The organism is Photobacterium obscurum, from assembly GCF_026191635.1.
Classification (GTDB): domain Bacteria; phylum Pseudomonadota; class Gammaproteobacteria; order Enterobacterales; family Vibrionaceae; genus Photobacterium; species Photobacterium obscurum.
The window spans coordinates 173,764-189,452 of record NZ_JAKRRW010000003.1 but is presented as its reverse complement, the minus strand read 5'-3'; the positions used below and the strand labels follow the sequence as shown (position 1 = coordinate 189,452).

The 15,689-nt window shown below is 47.3% G+C and carries 19 protein-coding genes and 2 tRNA genes; 6 read left to right on the top strand and 15 right to left on the bottom strand.

Translation table 11 applies throughout. The features are described from left to right. Window positions 1-2 precede the first annotated feature (2 nt). The 10 genes from MD588_RS05050 to MD588_RS05005 all read right to left on the bottom strand — a co-directional run bounded on the left by MD588_RS05050 (window position 3) and on the right by MD588_RS05005 (window position 8,563). The gene (locus tag MD588_RS05050; protein WP_265696099.1) at window positions 3-1,064 is read right to left on the bottom strand and encodes a flagellar basal body P-ring protein FlgI; all 1,062 of its coding nucleotides are present in this window, start codon (window positions 1,062-1,064) and stop codon (window positions 3-5) included. 42 nt (window positions 1,065-1,106) lie between these two features. Then, window positions 1,107-1,871, bottom strand: coding sequence for a flagellar basal body L-ring protein FlgH (flgH, locus tag MD588_RS05045; protein ID WP_265695842.1), 765 nt, complete (start codon window positions 1,869-1,871; stop codon window positions 1,107-1,109). Window positions 1,872-1,889: 18 nt separating this feature from the next. Further along, the gene (flgG, locus tag MD588_RS05040) at window positions 1,890-2,678 is read right to left on the bottom strand and encodes a flagellar basal-body rod protein FlgG (protein ID WP_265695841.1); all 789 of its coding nucleotides are present in this window, start codon (window positions 2,676-2,678) and stop codon (window positions 1,890-1,892) included. 20 nt (window positions 2,679-2,698) lie between these two features. Then, entirely contained in the window at window positions 2,699-3,448 is a 750-nt protein-coding gene (flgF, locus tag MD588_RS05035; protein WP_265695840.1) for a flagellar basal-body rod protein FlgF, read from the bottom strand. 320 nt (window positions 3,449-3,768) lie between these two features. Next, on the bottom strand, window positions 3,769-5,076 hold the full coding sequence (flgE, locus tag MD588_RS05030) for a flagellar hook protein FlgE (RefSeq protein WP_265695839.1): 1,308 nt from the start codon (window positions 5,074-5,076) through the stop codon (window positions 3,769-3,771). A gap of 22 nt (window positions 5,077-5,098) precedes the next feature. After that, on the bottom strand, window positions 5,099-5,815 hold the full coding sequence (flgD, locus tag MD588_RS05025) for a flagellar hook assembly protein FlgD (RefSeq protein WP_265695838.1): 717 nt from the start codon (window positions 5,813-5,815) through the stop codon (window positions 5,099-5,101). An 18-nt stretch (window positions 5,816-5,833) separates the two neighbouring features. Then, window positions 5,834-6,250, bottom strand: coding sequence for a flagellar basal body rod protein FlgC (flgC, locus tag MD588_RS05020; protein WP_265695837.1), 417 nt, complete (start codon window positions 6,248-6,250; stop codon window positions 5,834-5,836). Between the two features lie 3 nt (window positions 6,251-6,253). Continuing rightward, window positions 6,254-6,649 (bottom strand): flagellar basal body rod protein FlgB, encoded by a 396-nt coding sequence (gene flgB / locus MD588_RS05015; protein WP_265695836.1) that lies wholly within the window; start codon window positions 6,647-6,649, stop codon window positions 6,254-6,256. A 147-nt stretch (window positions 6,650-6,796) separates the two neighbouring features. Next, window positions 6,797-7,627: a protein-glutamate O-methyltransferase gene (locus MD588_RS05010; RefSeq protein ID WP_265695835.1), complete on the bottom strand. Its 831-nt coding sequence runs from the start codon at window positions 7,625-7,627 to the stop codon at window positions 6,797-6,799. Between the two features lie 18 nt (window positions 7,628-7,645). Beyond that, complete coding sequence (locus MD588_RS05005) at window positions 7,646-8,563, bottom strand: chemotaxis protein (RefSeq protein WP_265695834.1); 918 nt, start codon at window positions 8,561-8,563, stop codon at window positions 7,646-7,648. A 132-nt stretch (window positions 8,564-8,695) separates the two neighbouring features. On the opposite strand from MD588_RS05005, the gene flgA reads away from it, so the two are divergent. The 3 genes from flgA (at window position 8,696) to MD588_RS04990 (ending at window position 10,269) form a co-directional block, all read left to right on the top strand. Beyond that, window positions 8,696-9,403: a flagellar basal body P-ring formation chaperone FlgA gene (flgA, locus tag MD588_RS05000; RefSeq protein ID WP_265695833.1), complete on the top strand. Its 708-nt coding sequence runs from the start codon at window positions 8,696-8,698 to the stop codon at window positions 9,401-9,403. Window positions 9,404-9,476: 73 nt separating this feature from the next. Further along, window positions 9,477-9,800, top strand: coding sequence for a flagellar biosynthesis anti-sigma factor FlgM (gene flgM / locus MD588_RS04995; RefSeq protein WP_265695831.1), 324 nt, complete (start codon window positions 9,477-9,479; stop codon window positions 9,798-9,800). A 40-nt stretch (window positions 9,801-9,840) separates the two neighbouring features. Further along, window positions 9,841-10,269 carry a flagella synthesis protein FlgN gene (locus tag MD588_RS04990; RefSeq protein ID WP_265695830.1) on the top strand — a complete coding sequence of 143 codons (429 nt, stop codon included), beginning with the start codon at window positions 9,841-9,843 and terminating at the stop codon, window positions 10,267-10,269. 79 nt (window positions 10,270-10,348) lie between these two features. On the opposite strand, the gene MD588_RS04985 is transcribed toward MD588_RS04990, so the two are convergent. Together MD588_RS04985 and MD588_RS04980 are read right to left on the bottom strand one after the other, a co-directional pair. Next, window positions 10,349-10,777, bottom strand: coding sequence for an LPP20 family lipoprotein (locus tag MD588_RS04985; RefSeq protein WP_407676546.1), 429 nt, complete (start codon window positions 10,775-10,777; stop codon window positions 10,349-10,351). Between the two features lie 45 nt (window positions 10,778-10,822). Then, entirely contained in the window at window positions 10,823-11,458 is a 636-nt protein-coding gene (locus MD588_RS04980; protein WP_265695828.1) for a FlgO family outer membrane protein, read from the bottom strand. A 202-nt stretch (window positions 11,459-11,660) separates the two neighbouring features. Between MD588_RS04980 and MD588_RS04975 the strand changes: the two genes are divergently transcribed. Next, window positions 11,661-12,797 (top strand): flagella assembly protein FlgT, encoded by a 1,137-nt coding sequence (locus MD588_RS04975; protein WP_265695827.1) that lies wholly within the window; start codon window positions 11,661-11,663, stop codon window positions 12,795-12,797. Between the two features lie 61 nt (window positions 12,798-12,858). Then, window positions 12,859-12,935: transfer RNA gene (locus MD588_RS04970), tRNA-Arg, on the top strand. Between the two features lie 233 nt (window positions 12,936-13,168). Here the strand turns inward: MD588_RS04970 and MD588_RS04965 are convergent. Beyond that, window positions 13,169-13,244, bottom strand: a tRNA-Ala gene (locus MD588_RS04965). A 260-nt stretch (window positions 13,245-13,504) separates the two neighbouring features. Between MD588_RS04965 and MD588_RS04960 the strand changes: the two genes are divergently transcribed. Then, entirely contained in the window at window positions 13,505-13,681 is a 177-nt protein-coding gene (locus tag MD588_RS04960; protein ID WP_265695825.1) for a hypothetical protein, read from the top strand. A gap of 55 nt (window positions 13,682-13,736) precedes the next feature. Here MD588_RS04960 and gltX read toward each other — a convergent pair whose 3' ends face one another. Next, on the bottom strand, window positions 13,737-15,161 hold the full coding sequence (gene gltX, locus MD588_RS04955; protein WP_265695824.1) for a glutamate--tRNA ligase: 1,425 nt from the start codon (window positions 15,159-15,161) through the stop codon (window positions 13,737-13,739). Window positions 15,162-15,366: 205 nt separating this feature from the next. Then, complete coding sequence (locus MD588_RS04950) at window positions 15,367-15,561, bottom strand: hypothetical protein (RefSeq protein WP_265695823.1); 195 nt, start codon at window positions 15,559-15,561, stop codon at window positions 15,367-15,369. Window positions 15,562-15,689: the final 128 nt, after the last annotated feature.

The following is a 15,689-nucleotide window of genomic DNA, read 5'->3' as shown; positions in this document are numbered from 1 at the left end:
CATTAAATAATTATCAACTGGCCTTCAATCGCACCAGCCTGCTTCAACGCCTGCAAGATAGCCATTAAATCAGAAGGCGCTGCGCCAACTTGGTTAACTGCACGTACCAGTTCATCAAGCGTTATTCCCGGTTCGAACTTGAACATTCGGGAATCTTCCTCGGTAACCTGAATATCAGAGTTAGGTACCAACACCGTTTCGCCGCCAGAAAAAGCATTTGGCTGGCTGGCCGAATAATTTTCCTTGATCGATACCGTCATGCCACCATGAGTGATCGCAGCAGGTTTCAGCTTCACATTCTTACCGACGACAATCGTACCGGTACGGGAGTTCACAATAATTTTTGCCGCGCCATCGGCAGGATCAAACTCAAGGTTCTCGATAGTGGATAAGAAAGCCACTCGCTGGCTCACATCACGAGGCGCACGTACGCGAATCGAAGTCGCATCCACCGCTGCGGCCATTTGTGGGCCAAGGAACTGGTTGATTGCATCAGCCATACGCTGAGCTGTCGTAAAATCAGATTCAAACAAATTGAATGTCAGGAAATCACCGCGACCAAACGGGTTCGGAACCTCCTGCTCAACCATCGCACCATTTGAGATCCGGCCAACCGTTGGGTTATTACCAACCACTTTCGAGCCATCGGCCCCTGTCGCACTGAAGCCACCCACCACCAGGCTACCTTGTGCAATCGCATACACTTTCCCGTCCAAACCTTTTAAGAAAGTCTGCAACAGGGTGCCACCCCGCAAACTTTTTGCCGAACCAATGGATGAAACCGTGACATCAATAGATTGGCCTTGCTTGGTAAACGGCGGCAATGTTGCGTTCACGGCAACCGCGGCAACATTTTTAGTTTTAGGTTTAGTACCCGCCGGCAGCTGAATACCAAAGTTCTGCAGCATGGCGTTGAAGCTCTGATCGGTGAAAGGCGTTGTCTCACCAGTCCCCGGCAAGCCGACAACCAGACCGTAGCCGACCAACTGGTTACTTCGTACCCCGGCCACTTCCGACACATCTTTGATTCGGGCTGCCTGTAACGGCAGTGCCAGCAGCAACATTAGGCTGATGAAAAAACTCTGTACTCTCACTTCAGCGCTCCGTTAAATGCTGACATTGAAGAAGCGAGCCAGCCAGCCCTGCTCCTGGATATCTTGGCGGTCGCCAGTTCCCGAATACTGGATTCGAGCATTAGCGATACGTGTTGAGGCAATGGTGTTTTCCTGGCTGATGTCATCAGGGCGGATCGTACCGCTGACTCGAATGTACTCATCACCAGTGTTCAGTGTTAACCATTTTTCACCTCGCACCAGCAGGTTGCCGTTTGCAAGCACATCAATCACTTCTACGGAAATTGAACCCTTGATACTGTTGCTCTGATCGGCTGATGTACTGCCGGCAAATTTATTGGCGTTACTGACTTCATAAGACAGATCACGGTCACCGATAGTGACAGGCTTACCACCAAGCGCTAACGGATCCATCGACATATCAGTCGACTTATCTAAATCCGAACTGGCACTTTTCTTGGCCTGGGTTTTCTCTTCCAGCAAGATAGTGACAATATCGCCGATGCCTCTTGGCTTGGTATCGTCATACAGATCCTGAGCCGCCGACGAGTTAAACAGAGACCCCGTTGCCGTTGCATAATGTTCCGGCTTTTCCTGCGGACGGATACTCGCCCACGCAGGATCGCCAGCCTGAGGATCTTCACGGCGACGCATCATGTCAATCAGCCCAGAGCTTTGCTCCGTTGTCCCTTCAACAGCATCCACCGTTGTCGTGGCCTGAGCCATATCCGACTCTTCCTGCGGCAGTTGTACACAGCCAGAAAGTACAATAGCCAGACCTGCTATGATTTTTTTCATCGCCATTCTAATACCCTGTTATAGCTGTTGGTTAACGTAGCTCAGCATCTGGTCAACGGTTGAAATCACTTTAGAGTTCATCTCATAAACTCGCTGCGCTTCAATCATGTTTACCAGCTCTTCCGTTACGTTGACGTTGGATGTTTCCAGCATCGACTGACGAATAGAACCTAAACCATCCAGACCAGGGACACCTTCCTGGGCATCGCCACTCGCACCAGTTGGCAAGAACAAGTTCTGACCGATCGGTTCAAGGCCACCAGGGTTAATAAAATCAACCGTCGTGATCTGTCCCAAAACCTGATTTTCCTGCTGGCCACGAATTCGGGCTGAAACTTCACCGTCAGTCCCCACCGTCACACCAACAGCATCTTCCGGAACCACAATTTCCGGCTGTAAAACATAGCCAGAACCGGTAGTTACCAACTGGCCTTCACCGTTAATCGTGAACTGACCATTACGGGTATACCCCATATTGCCGTCCGGCATTAAGATCTGGAAGAAGCCATCTCCCTCAATCATCATATCCATCGCATTATTGGTGGTTTGCGTATTGCCCTGGGTAAATACCTTCTGGGTTGCTACGACCTTAGAACCAGCACCTAGCATTAAGCCTGATGGCAGCTCGGTATCCTGTGATGACTGGCCGCCTGGCTGGTTAATATTCTGGTAAAACAGATCTTCGAATACCGCTCGGCTTTTCTTGAAGCCCACGGTTGAGGCATTGGCCAGGTTATTAGAAATGGTCGAGATATTTGTCTGCTGGGCGTCAAGACCGGTTTTACTTACCCATAAAGCTGGATGCATGTTGTTTTCCTTTTATCGGTTTAGCCTAAACGCAGCAGGGAAGATGAAGCGGCGTCCATTTCTTCTGCGGTTTTCATTAACTTGACCTGCATTTCAAAATGGCGCTGCAGATCGATCATGCTGGTCATTTCGCCCACGGCATTAACATTGCTGCCTTCCAGTGCACCGTTTAGCAAGGTCACGCCAGCATCGGCATCAAACACTTCACCTGGATTTTTTGACTTGAACAAACCATTGACGTCTTTGTACAGATCGCGGTTATCTGGTCGCACTAATTTCAGACGGTCAACGACTTCCATCGCTTCCGGTGGCGCTCCCTGAGGGAGTACCGAAATAGTTCCGTCGTTGCCGATTTCAATTTTGCTGATTGGGAGTGGAACAAAAATCGGGCCACCATTTTCACCGAGCATCAGGTTGCCATTGCTATTTTGTAGCATCCCGGTCTGATCGATTTTTAGGTGCCCGGCACGGGTATAAGCTTCCTGACCCGAAGGATCTAATACAGCCAACCAGCCGTCACCTTCTACGGTAACATCCAAATCACGTCCAGTGGTCATTACTGAGCCCTGAGAAAAGTCTTGTCCCGGACGCTCAGTCATGGCGAATACCCGCGATGGTAAACCTTCACCATAAGCCTGCATGCTGCGAGCCTGCTCCAAGTCGGCGCGAAAACCCGTTGTTCTCACGTTGGCAAGGTTGTTGGCATGGAGCTGCATGCCATACATATCTTGCTTAGCGCCACTCATGGCCAAATATAGTGAACGATCCATTATCGACTCTCCAATCACAATCTAGCAATCTTTAAGCAATAACTATGCCACCAATATTATATCTTTATAAATCAAATGATTATGTTTTTAATGCCGAGAGGATGGCAATGAAGAGACAATTTTATGACGGGGCTGGACAACTTTTGCCGCTTTTTCAACACAAGGGTCAATCAAGCGGCAAAACCATAAATTCATGCTAAATTGAGAGCAGATGCACTCGCAGCTATTTCGTTTAAGAGCAAAGAGAAAGCGCAGTGTTTATAAGTATAAATGAGCACTTTCGATGCAAATATTAAGCGAAATAGCCATGAGTTTAGGCTTTAGCGGATTTGCAGAATTGTCTGCTGCAGCTGGTTATCAACTTCCAGCGCACGAGAGTTCGCCTGGAAATTACGTTGAGCGGTGATCAAGTCTACCAGCTCCTGGGTCATGTCAATGTTTGACTGCTCCAGCGTACCGCTCTTAACGGCACCAAACGCCCCCTGGCTCGCCTCGCCCCAGATTGCCGCGCCAGAATCCTGGCTTACAACCCACTGAGTACCACCTTTCGAAACCAAACCCTGCTCGTTCGGTACGCGCACCATACCGACACGGCCTAGCGTGACATTTTCACCGTTACTGTAGGTGGCTACAATCGAGCCCTTGGCATCGATGTCGACTTTCGCCAGATAACCGGTAGTCGCACCATCTTCGTTAAAACGACGAATTTCGAACGGCGCAGCATACTGAGTAGGATCTTCAATATTCACATTCAGCACTTGGTTCTCGTCAGCACCATTCAGGTCAAGACCGGCACCGGTTGCACCTAGCGGTTCAGTTACGATCGGGTTACCACCGTTAACCGAGGCCACAGAACCATCAGTATTGAAATCAATAAAGCTCCCCTGTACCCCTGTTGCCGTTGCAGAGCCACCATTGGTCACATTGATCGGCTTCTCGCCTGTGGCATCAGTTGCCGTGTAATACACCGCCCAGCGGTTGGGTGCCGTATTATCCTTCACATAATAAGTCGACATCTTGTATGGCTGACCCAGCGAGTCATAAATAGTCACCGATGTTGACTTGTTATAGGTATCAGGGTTATTGAAATCAAACAGTTTTGCGTCTTTTGTATCACCATTAGCCGGTAGGTTAACGCCAATTTCAATATTGGTTGAGGCGCGAGGCTGACCAAACTGATCCGGCACTTTCAATGCCTGCGACTCGTAAGACATCACCTGATCGGTTTCCTGGTCAACCTGGTAACCCAGCAGGTACTGACCTTCAGAGTTCACAATGTGATTCTCTTTGTTTAGGTGGAACGCGCCATTTCGTGTCAGGCTATTATTTTGCGGCTGCAGTTTTTCATCGGCAACGGCGAAAAAGCCACTACCGGAAATACGGAGATCCATCGGGTTGTTAGTATAAATACTTGAACCTTCATGGAATTGCTGTGCTACCACAGATGTCTGAACACCACCACCAGTCGTGGTTTTGGCATTCGAAAAAACCGAACTTGAATAGACATCACCAAACTCCGCACGCGACTCTTTAAAGCCGTAAGTGTTTGAGTTGGCAATGTTATTACTTGTGGTATTAAGGTCTTTCTGTGATGCCCCAATACCACTCAATGAAATATTAAATCCCATGTTGTGAATCTCCTAAAACCTGTTATACCTTGCCGACTTCAAGCACTTCAGCAAGTTTGAATGGCGAGTCAAAGCCCGCGAGATTAAGCATGACATCGCCAGCCCCATTGCCAAGCAACACACTGTTGACATTGGCATAGGTAGAGACATCAAACTCACGGCTTTCACCATCAACTAGCCCGGCTACTTTGAGTTTATAACGACCTTCCGGCAACACTTTGCCACTTTCATCGGTACCATCCCATTCAAAGCGGTGTTCGCCTGGTGGTTTAGCCCCCATGTCGAAGGTTTTAATTAACTGGCCCTGTTCATTTTCAACTCGAACCATCATGTTGTTCAGAGCCTCAGGTAATTTGACCATACCGGCCATGCCGCCCTCGGCTTGCTTAACCCCGGTAGAGCTTGGGATAAGCACATCACGCCCTACCAATGAAGAGGCCTGCAGGGCCTGATTCGAGGTCATGGCCGAGTTCAGGCTGCCAAATTGCTCGTTCATCTGGTTAATACCATCAACCGTGGCAAATGATGCCATCTGGGCAATCATCTGGTCGTTACCAACAGGTTTGAACGGATCCTGCTGAGCCATCTGCTTTGTCAGCAGCGAGAGAAAATCTTCTTGCTTCAGCTGGGTCTGACCTGTTGTGACTTTCTGCTCTTCCTGCAGTTTTTCCTGTTGCATCCCCTTGAGCTTGTCAAGGTAGGACAAATTGCTTTGACCTGCGCCGTTAATACCGGTCATAACAGTCACTCCTTACCCTTATTTACCCATCTGTAATGTGCTCATCAGCATCTGCTTACTGGCATCTGCAACTTGGACATTACTTTGATAGGAACGAGAAGCTGAAATCATGTTGGCCATTTCTTCCATTACGTTGACATTAGGCTTGTAGATATAACCTTCCGCATTCGCAAGCGGGTGCTCCGGGTTATACTCGGCACGCAACGGTTTCTGGCTCTCAACAATACCTTTTACCTGAACAGGTACGCTTTCTTCACGCTGATAACTGGCACTTTGCAGAGCCGCTGCAAACACCGGATGACGCGCTTTATATGTTTCTTCAGCAGAACTACTTACGCTGTTGGCATTGGCCAGGTTACTAGACGTCGTATTCAAGCGGACTGACTCCGCACTCATTGCCGAGCCAGTGACATTAAAAACGTTAAACAAACTCATTTATTATTCCCCTTTTAATGCCTTGCTCAGGTTTTTGAATTTTGAGCCCAGAAAATCGAGTGATGCCTGATATTCCAGCGAGTTCTGCATGAACAGGTTCTGCTCAAGTTGTGCATCCACGGTGTTACCGTCGCCGGTATCCGGTTGATTAGGAACACGGTACTTTTGCTCACCCATAATTTTTGTGGAGGCAGAGATATGCCGACCATCGGTACGACTCAGGCCAATGTTTGCCTCCGACGTTGCCGCATTCAGGGCGCGCTTAAAGTCGATATCTTTTGCTTTGTAGCCAGGTGTATTCGCATTGGCAATATTGCTGGCCAGTGTTTCCGCACGCTTTCCGCGGACACCGACGGTGTGCTGGTGAATACCTAATGCTTTATCAAAAGAGATGGACATAGCTGCCTCCATAAATCGTTACGGATATATAAGCAAAGGGTATGCCAAGTTTGAAATAAGATAGAGAAAGGGACGTGAAAAGAGGAGGGAATATCGAGGAACTAGGTTTTGTTCCTCGATTACTCATTAGATCCTAGAATCTAGGTTTTATTTGAGCTTGTAGATAATCCCTGGGTTACAGCGGATCATCTCGAACTTATCAGTCAGGCCAGTCAGCGACTCAGATGCACCAAGCAGCAGGTAGCCTCCAGGGTTCAGGCTTGCAGCCATCTGGTTAAGGACTTTTGCTTTCATCTCAGGAGAGAAATAAATCAATACATTGCGACAAAAGATCACGTCAAACTTACCCAGAAGCGCATAGCTGTCTTTCAGGTTCTGAGGGCGGAAGTTAACCATCCGCTTCACTTTATCGTTTACTTTCATTCGTCCGTCGCCGTTATTTTCAAAGAAAATTCGGCGGCGCTCCGGTGAAAGCCCACGGCTCAGAGCCAAATTGTCGTAAACACCTGCACGACAAGTGTCTAGCATCGTCTGCGAGATATCCGTTGCCGTGATCTGAATACCACTGGTTAACATCCCCGGACGACGGTTCTGTGTTTCAAGCGCCGTCATCGCTATCGAATACGGTTCCTGGCCAGACGAGCTTGCCGATGACCAAATCTTAATCGGCCGCTTGTTGGCAGCCAATTCCGGTAAGATTCTATCGGCCAGCACCGTATACGGATAGGAGTCACGAAACCATAAGGTTTCGTTGGTTGTCATGGCATCCACGGCGGCGACGCGTAACTCGCGATTGCGACCGCTATTCACAACTTGCAGTAACTCAGAAAGAGATGATAGCGAAAATCGGCTGACCAATGGACTCAGGCGGCTACGCACCAAGTATTGCTTACTATCGCCAAGTACAATCCCGCACTGCGCTTCTAAAAAGCGGCAAAAATCACGGTATTCCTGGTCTTTTATTGTTATGGCTGTCATCTACTTCTCTTTATCAGATTATTTTGGCATTGCGGCCTTCACCGCAGCCCCCAACTCATCCGGGTTAAATTTAGGGATGAATGCGTTGGCACCTACACGCTCAACCATTGCCTGGTTAAATACACCGCTTAACGAGGTGTGCAGGATAACATGTAAATCTTTTAAATGGGCATCATTGCGAATTTCTGCTGTTAAGGTATAACCATCCATTTCTGGCATTTCAATATCTGAAATAACCAATGCAAGCTGATCATAGATGCTGCCGTCTTTGGCCATCTCTCGCAGCTTTTCAATGGCTTCCTTACCATCTTGCACCAAAACACACTCACAACCAATTGCCTCAATGGCGCGCTGAACCTGTTTACGTGCAACACTCGAGTCATCAGCAACCAGAACACGTCGGATCACCGGAGTATCATCAATCAGCTCCTCAAGTACCGTACCGCTAATATCCGTATTGACAGGAGAGATCTCATCGAGAATCTTCTCTACGTCCAAGATTTCGACCAGTTCGTTGTCGATTTCAGTCACGGCAGTCAGGTAGTTTTCTTTGCCGGCACCTTTCGGTGGCGGTAAAATCGACTCCCAGTTCATGTTGATAATACGTTCAACAGATGACACAAGGAAGCCCTGGATCGAACGGTTAAATTCCGAAATGATCAAAAAGCAGTTGTCCAAATCCTCGATTGGACGCCCCCCCGTTGCCAGGCTCATATCAATAACAGAGATTGTCTGTCCACGAATATGGGCAATGCCTTTTACTAAGGGGTGCAAGTTTGGCATTGTCGTCAGTCTCGGACACTGAAGAACTTCTTTGACTTTGAATACGTTTATTCCATAGCGCTGACGCCTTAGAAGACGAAAGGTTAAAAGCTCCAAGCGGTTTTGACCAACAAGCTGGGTGCGCTGATTCACTGAATCAAGTATCCCCGACATAAAGGTGACTCCATGTTATGCGTTTTTTATAGTTCAATAGGTGTACGATGGAAATTATCACCGTAAATCACTTATTATGAGCTTTGAGAGCTAATTGTAGCTCTTAAGACTTTGCATTAAAGAGTAAAAACCGTGACCCAAAGAACACATTTAACACTCTTACCCATTATTAACGGCCTGCTGGCTTTTTTCTTTAGCACAATTGTATCGGCAACGCCGCAAGCCACTCTTGATATGGTACAACATACTGCGGTGGAATACGTCAAAAATATTATCGACACTCCGCCCAAGGGAGAGCTGACCATCAAGGCCGCTAATTTAGACTCCCGACTCAAGCTGACACCCTGCTCAGCGCCACTCAAAAGCACGATCCCCGGGAAGCAATCTCTGTCGGGTAACGTCACGGTATTAGTCAGTTGTGAACCAAATAACTGGCAGGTTTATGTCCCGGTTCGTACCCGGCTGCTCCTTCCTCGCGTCGTTGCCGCAAAGCCGTTAGCCCGTGGTGTTGTCCTATCCGCCCCCGATCTGGCCGTCAGTATGGTTGAAACACGCTTTCAACGTGGTGTTGTCTTTGAACTTCCTCAGCAGATCATTGGTTCCAAAGTGAAGCGCGCTGTTAATATGGGGGAAGCTATTCAAGGCAATGATATCTGTCTCGTTTGTCGCAATGACTCGGTACTGATCAAAGCTGGCGGCGGCGGACTGAATATTGTCACCAAAGGCACTGCCCTCTCCGATGGCTCCCTCGGTGAGCAAATTAGGGTACAAAACACTAAGTCGAAACGGGTTGTCGATGGTATTATTACCGGTGTTGGTGAGGTAACTGTAAACTTTTAATTAAATGCTAAAGTTATTACAGACCCTGCCGAAATAATGGCTGTCTCTAGTTTATTGTTCAAAGGCTTAAAATATGGCAAGTATTGATCAGCTACGCTCCGGTCAGCCAATGACCACGACACGCAGCAATCAAGGCAATGTGTCGAGCTCTACATCAGGAGCAGCAAAAAATCAGCAGCCTACGTCACTTGGTGGCAGTAAAGGTGATGCCGTCTCGCTTAGCACGCAAGGTAAAGCGGTGGGACAAATCCACCAGCAGCTAGCCGCCGAGCCAAGCTTTGACAGCGCCAAAGTTGCTGCTATCAAAGATGCGATTTCGAATGGCTCCTATGTCGTTGATGCTGAAAAGCTGGCATCTAACATGATGAAATTTGAAGATGAGCTACGTGGTCTGTAACCACCATATTGCTCGTTAACCAAGTAGCAGAGAGAAGCGAATGTCCCACACTATCGAACAGTTACTAGAGCTGCAACTGGCGACCCTAGTTTCTCTCTCCCGCCTACTGGAACAAGAAAAAGCGGCGATTGTAGAACGCAAAGCCGCTGATATAGGTACACTCGCTACCGAAAAACTCGCCCTGATCAATAAGGTTCAGCAGCAGGATCACCTGATTGCCAGCCATGCCCATCGCCAGCAGCTAACGGAAAACCCAGAGCTCGCTCAAAAAGTTGAATCCATAAAAGCCGAGGTTAATCGCTGCAAGGAATTCAATGAAGTGAATGGTGAAGCCCTGCAACGCGCCCAGCTTAGCTTTCATAAACTCAACAATTTATTCCAGCAAAGCCGTGGCAAACAGCAGATGACTTATAACAGCGAGGGCGTTGCCCAAAACATCCGTTCGTTGGGCACAAATATCAAAGCCTAAGTACTATCGCCTGATAACAAAAAACGGACGCTTTCAAACTAAAGCGCCCGTTCTTCCAGAATAGCTAATTACTCTTTACTTAAAAGATCGTTTCTTGGTTGGTTGGCACGTGGAAGACTTCACCATGCTGCTTCAATCGATCCATTTTGCGTAAATCCAACTGCATTTCAGTCACAAAGCTGTCACCAACCGGATAGCTTCGAATCACTTCTGCGCCTCGGATAATACCATCAACAGCACCATCAGTATTTTCCACACCCAATTGCTGATCTTCCATACCAGCTCGGGCACTGATACGCATACCATAGACTTGCTCAGTTAGCTCACGGTAAGCATCAATTTTCGAAGCCCGCATCGCTCGTACTCGTTTTTCTTCTATCGTACGGCCGCGCTGTTCACTGATCGAGGCATACCCCACCGCAGTAAGCAGATCTTCGTTACGCATCTCTGTTAGAGGCTGACAGCCCGCCAACGCAAAAAGAACTAACAGAAACCAGTAACGCATAATAACTCCTAAAACTAAATCTATCATTCGCAGTGCTAGTAACTAGCACTAAGGTTTTAACACCACGGTATTGCGATCAAAACTAGTGGCTTCGCTACGGATGATCACACCATTTTGGATCCGCATTTTATTCAATGTATCCAGATCACGTCCAATCCTATCGGCAGGCAAGAAGCCTTGCGCCGATGCAATCACGACTCGTGAACGCATACCAATAATTCGGGCATTCACAAGCACGCCACCGCCCTGACGTAACATCGTCCCCGTTAGCACATAGTCAACAGGTTGTTCGGCGGCAAGATCTCGCCAATCACGGCTAATGGCAAAATCGCCGTCGGCGGTTACTTTGATGGCGCCTGTCGCTTTATAATCGACAACGGTATAACCCCGCTGCTGCATCTGATACATAAAGCCTTCAGTGACAGTATTGCCCAGCCAATTGGTTTCGTTCATTTCTTGCAAGTCAACAAATGAAGTTACGGCCAGCGGCGTTTTCGCACTCAGGTACTGATTCGAGACCACTAGCTGCTCAGTCAGACCTTCAATAAAGAAGTCCATCGTATGACGAGGAGTTTCCGTTAATAGAAAAGAACTTCCCGTATAGGGTTCTTTACCATTATAAATCGGAGAGTATGAGCAAGATACAGTCATCACTGCCAGTATCAGGACTATCCATTTTTTCATTCTAGCCAGCTCCGGATGAAAAGAGACTTGTAGCCTGTTATCGTTCAAAAACAGAAAAACTTTACCTGTTAATTCCCTGTCGCCGTCAATAATACTTTTAGGAACATTCTTTGCATGGCGCTTACATACTTAATATTAGAAACGGCAAGTTTATCTTCAGCTAATCACTGAGTAAGCAATTTTCATACCTAAGTTGAAAACAATGAATAGAAAACTATTTAAAACCTTTAGCAGCCTGTGCTTACTTGTTTCATTCCAGCTCAATGCCGCCTGGCTGGAAGTGACTGGATCAGCCGTGCTGCTTGAAAGTGAAAGCACAGCCAGAACCAATGCACTTGAGGATGCAGTATATCAGGCAATAAGCTATGCCGGTGCCGACATTGCCAGTTTCTCTCACCTCCAGCCCTACCTATCGTCAGAGCGGGAGGAATATCAGTTCAGCGGCAGTGAAGTTCGTCATGTTATGGTATTAAAAACCCGCAAGAAAAGCGGCAAATATTACCTAACGGCACGAATTGATATCTATCCATCGGCAAATACTTGCCACAAGATCCAATACAAGAAAGGTGTTTTGTTGGGGGGATTCTCGATTACCTCTCCGCAACATGCTTCGATGGGGGGGATCTACCAGCTCGGGGATCATTTCACATCGATACTCAAACGCCAGATTGAACGTAAGTCACAAAGTTTTGTGGTGTCAGGTGAGACACGCGTCCCCGTGAATGCCGGCCAACCAGCCGCAATGATGATGCTGGCCGAAGACAATGACGCCCAATACATCGTCAGTGGTCAAATTACTGACCTCACTTCCACCCTCGACAGCAACCTGATCCGAAGTGACAAAATAAACCGTCAATTTGCCGCCACTTTGGAAATCATGGACGGAAAAACAGGCGAAGTATTGGTTCAGAACAATTACCGAGAAGTCGCGGAATGGCCGTTTTCTCGAGTCAGCAACGTTGATACCCAAAGCGCCCGGTTCTGGCAATCCAGCTATGGTCAGGCTTTACTAAGAGTTAGCCGCAACATGATGCTGGACCTAGAGACCTCGCTTTCATGCCGCACTAGCCTACCAGAAGTCGTCAATGTCTACGGCAATACGGTCCAGATCAATATTGGCCGAATTCATGGCGTTAAGCGTGGTGATAAATTGAAACTCTGGCATAGCGCCGGCTTCATCGACCAACAGGGAATACCGCGCAACCGCATGGTACAGACAGATATCGCCCTGACCGTAGAACGTGTATATGAGAAGTCGACAGAGCTTTCTGTCGAGCAGGCCGATCTGGCTAGCAGCATTCAACCTGGTGATTTACTGACCAAGCAGCTACCTCGTTAACACTAATTACTTAAAATCAGTAAGATTTTAGGTATAATGGTTATTCAAGTTTCTACTTGATGCTCCCTTAGCTCAGCTGGATAGAGCGTCCCCCTCCTAAGGGGAAGGCCGCAGGTTCGACTCCTGCAGGGAGCGCCATTTTCCCCTACTAGTAACAAGTCCAATCTTCAGCAATTATCTGCCTCACCGTATTCTTTCGACTGATTACAACAAATATTTCATCTACAGATCCTCTCACGATAAGATCCTAGCATCACGAAAAAACCTTTCTCGCCCATCAAGTTATAAACGCCAGATAGCAAAAAACCCCGCATAAATGCGAGGTTTTCTGTCTGTCGTATCTTCTCAAGGTTAAGAAAATACGAGGAATTTGGTGGAGCTATGCGGGATCGAACCGCAGACCTCTTCGCTGCCAGCGAAGCGCTCTCCCAGCTGAGCTATAGCCCCAAAATCTGGAGCTGATAATAAAAACTTAATGAATTCATGTCAATAGATGTGCGTTCAAAAAAGCCCAATAAAACACTTTGTGTGAGCATGGTCACAAAAGCTATTTTCAGAGCTCCTGAAGCTTAATCTGCTAATCAAGTAAGATAATACGCTTAAGATTATGATTTTGTCCTAATCTCTAGAGGTCAATGACTGTATTGATAGCAGTTGATTACTGTGCTGAATGGTAATAATCAAACCACGACCGAGGAGTAAGACCAATGAAAAAACTCGCTGCATTTTGCTCTGCAATGTTACTAACGGCTAGCTTTGGCGTTTCTGCTTTTACATTGGAAGGAAAAGAAGTTGTGATCCCGCAAGATGCGATGAAGTACTGTGCAACAGCACCCAGTTTCTGGGTTTGCATCAGCGATTATGAACGAATGAAAAAAAAGTGAATAAAAAAAGCGGAAGATAAACATCTTCCGCTTTTAGCGATCTTATTACTAAAAATTAGCTATTCGCTTCACGCTCAGCAATAAACGCCAGCGCCATCTGGATACGAGCAACAACACGCTCTTTACCAACCAGCTGCATCACAGCATCAACAGATGGTGATTGACCTTGGCCAGTAACAGCAACACGCAGCGGCATGCCTACTTTACCCATGCCAAGCTCTAGCTCTTCGCAAGTTTCTTTGATCACGCTGTGCAAGTTTTCAGTCGTCCACTCAGTTAGCGCTTCTACTTTCGACAGTGCTAATGCCAGCGCATCTTTCGCCACTGGGCGAAGGTGCTTTTTCGCAGCGCCAGCTTCAAATTCGCTGAAATCCTGATAGAAATAACGAGACTGCTCGGCAAGTTCAATCAGGGTGTTACAACGCTCACCAACCAGTTTAATCACCTCAGTAATTGCCGGGCCACTAGTGATATCGATCTCTTTCTGATCAAGATGCCACTGTAGATACTCAGCCACATACTCAGGTTCAGCCGTCTTGATGTAATGGTTGTTCAGCCACAATAGCTTATCGGTATTAAATGCAGACGCTGACTTGCTGATTGAATCAAGACTAAATAGCTTGATCATTTCTTCTAGCGAGAAGATTTCCTGATCGCCATGAGACCAACCCAGACGTACAAGGTAGTTAAGAAGTGCCTGAGGCAAATAACCTTCGTCACGGTACTGCATTACACTTACCGCACCATGGCGCTTAGATAACTTAGCACCATCATCACCCAAGATCATTGCACAGTGTGCGAACTCAGGAACTGGCGCGCCAAGTGCTTTATAGATGTTGATTTGACGAGGAGTGTTATTGATATGGTCTTCACCACGAACTACCTGAGTAATCCCCATATCCCAGTCATCAACCACTACACAGAAGTTATAAGTTGGGCTACCGTCAGTGCGGCGGATGATCAGGTCATCCAGCTCGCTGTTCGCGATCTCAATGCGGCCACGGATGTGATCATCAAATACCACAGAACCTTCTTTCGGGTTACGGAAACGGATCACGAACGGAGACTCTTCCGTCGCAGCACCGTTTGCCGCAACAACTTTCGGGTGGTTAGCATCGTAACGAGGCTTAACACCAGCCGCCATCTGCTCTTCACGAAGCTCGTCAAGCAGCTCTTTAGGGCAGTAGCACTTGTACGCTTTATCTTCGGCAAGTAGCTGATCGATTAGCTGGTTATAACGATCAAAACGCTTGGTTTGGTAGTATGGGCCTTCATCCCAAGTCAAACCTAACCATTCCATACCTTCAAGAATGGCATCGATCGCTTCCTGTGTAGAGCGTTCAAGGTCAGTATCTTCAATACGAAGAACAAATTCGCCACCCATGTGTTTAGCGAACAACCAAGAATAAAGTGCAGTACGAGCACCACCGACGTGCAAAAAGCCAGTTGGGCTCGGTGCGAAGCGAGTTTTAACCGTCATCTGAAATTACCTAAATGTAAAGGAAGAGTCCGACAGCAAATGCAGCTGCCTAACAACAAATTGGCTGCTATTTTAGCACTGTGAATCAATTGTACAAATACAACAAAGCGGCAGAAGAGATTGAGGGAAAAAATGCAGGTTGATTTAGTACCAAACGAGTCGTTTGAAAGCAAGCAAAGTTGCTTTCAAACAACAACATTGGTGATCAGAAGATAGTTTTACCGCCTTTCTGCTGGCAAATATGATGGGGGACCCATTCTTCAGTCACTTTGCCATCATTATCCAGTACACAGCGATAGATCGGCATACCAGGAACGCCTCCTGAACCATTGTTCGCCATCACCCAACTAGAAGAAAGCGACATCATCATAACAACAATTGCTGCAAATAACGTTTTCATACATCCTCTCATTAATGTGACTTACATCTAAATTTGAGTATAGGACAGCGAAACAGGTGGCTGACCGAGCTGGAATTATTTTTTGAAACAAAGAAATAGTTCATCTCAGAAGTGATACGTTAATTGAG

What these genes read in the sequence shown, in the direction of transcription:
- MD588_RS04990 (WP_265695830.1), top strand. Translation starts at nt 9,841, where the DNA reads ATGTCCCACACTATCGAACAGTTACTAGAGCTGCAACTGGCGACCCTA.
- flgM (WP_265695831.1), top strand. Translation starts at nt 9,477, where the DNA reads ATGGCAAGTATTGATCAGCTACGCTCCGGTCAGCCAATGACCACGACA.
- MD588_RS04975 (WP_265695827.1), top strand. Translation starts at nt 11,661, where the DNA reads ATGAATAGAAAACTATTTAAAACCTTTAGCAGCCTGTGCTTACTTGTT.
- MD588_RS05005 (WP_265695834.1), bottom strand. Translation starts at nt 8,563, where the DNA reads ATGTCGGGGATACTTGATTCAGTGAATCAGCGCACCCAGCTTGTTGGT.
- MD588_RS04960 (WP_265695825.1), top strand. Translation starts at nt 13,505, where the DNA reads ATGAAAAAACTCGCTGCATTTTGCTCTGCAATGTTACTAACGGCTAGC.
- flgE (WP_265695839.1), bottom strand. Translation starts at nt 5,076, where the DNA reads ATGGGATTTAATATTTCATTGAGTGGTATTGGGGCATCACAGAAAGAC.
- flgB (WP_265695836.1), bottom strand. Translation starts at nt 6,649, where the DNA reads ATGTCCATCTCTTTTGATAAAGCATTAGGTATTCACCAGCACACCGTC.
- gltX (WP_265695824.1), bottom strand. Translation starts at nt 15,161, where the DNA reads ATGACGGTTAAAACTCGCTTCGCACCGAGCCCAACTGGCTTTTTGCAC.
- flgF (WP_265695840.1), bottom strand. Translation starts at nt 3,448, where the DNA reads ATGGATCGTTCACTATATTTGGCCATGAGTGGCGCTAAGCAAGATATG.
- flgC (WP_265695837.1), bottom strand. Translation starts at nt 6,250, where the DNA reads ATGAGTTTGTTTAACGTTTTTAATGTCACTGGCTCGGCAATGAGTGCG.
- MD588_RS04950 (WP_265695823.1), bottom strand. Translation starts at nt 15,561, where the DNA reads ATGAAAACGTTATTTGCAGCAATTGTTGTTATGATGATGTCGCTTTCT.
- MD588_RS05050 (WP_265696099.1), bottom strand. Translation starts at nt 1,064, where the DNA reads ATGTTGCTGCTGGCACTGCCGTTACAGGCAGCCCGAATCAAAGATGTG.
- MD588_RS04980 (WP_265695828.1), bottom strand. Translation starts at nt 11,458, where the DNA reads ATGAAAAAATGGATAGTCCTGATACTGGCAGTGATGACTGTATCTTGC.
- flgG (WP_265695841.1), bottom strand. Translation starts at nt 2,678, where the DNA reads ATGCATCCAGCTTTATGGGTAAGTAAAACCGGTCTTGACGCCCAGCAG.
- flgH (WP_265695842.1), bottom strand. Translation starts at nt 1,871, where the DNA reads ATGAAAAAAATCATAGCAGGTCTGGCTATTGTACTTTCTGGCTGTGTA.
- flgD (WP_265695838.1), bottom strand. Translation starts at nt 5,815, where the DNA reads ATGACCGGTATTAACGGCGCAGGTCAAAGCAATTTGTCCTACCTTGAC.
- MD588_RS05010 (WP_265695835.1), bottom strand. Translation starts at nt 7,627, where the DNA reads ATGACAGCCATAACAATAAAAGACCAGGAATACCGTGATTTTTGCCGC.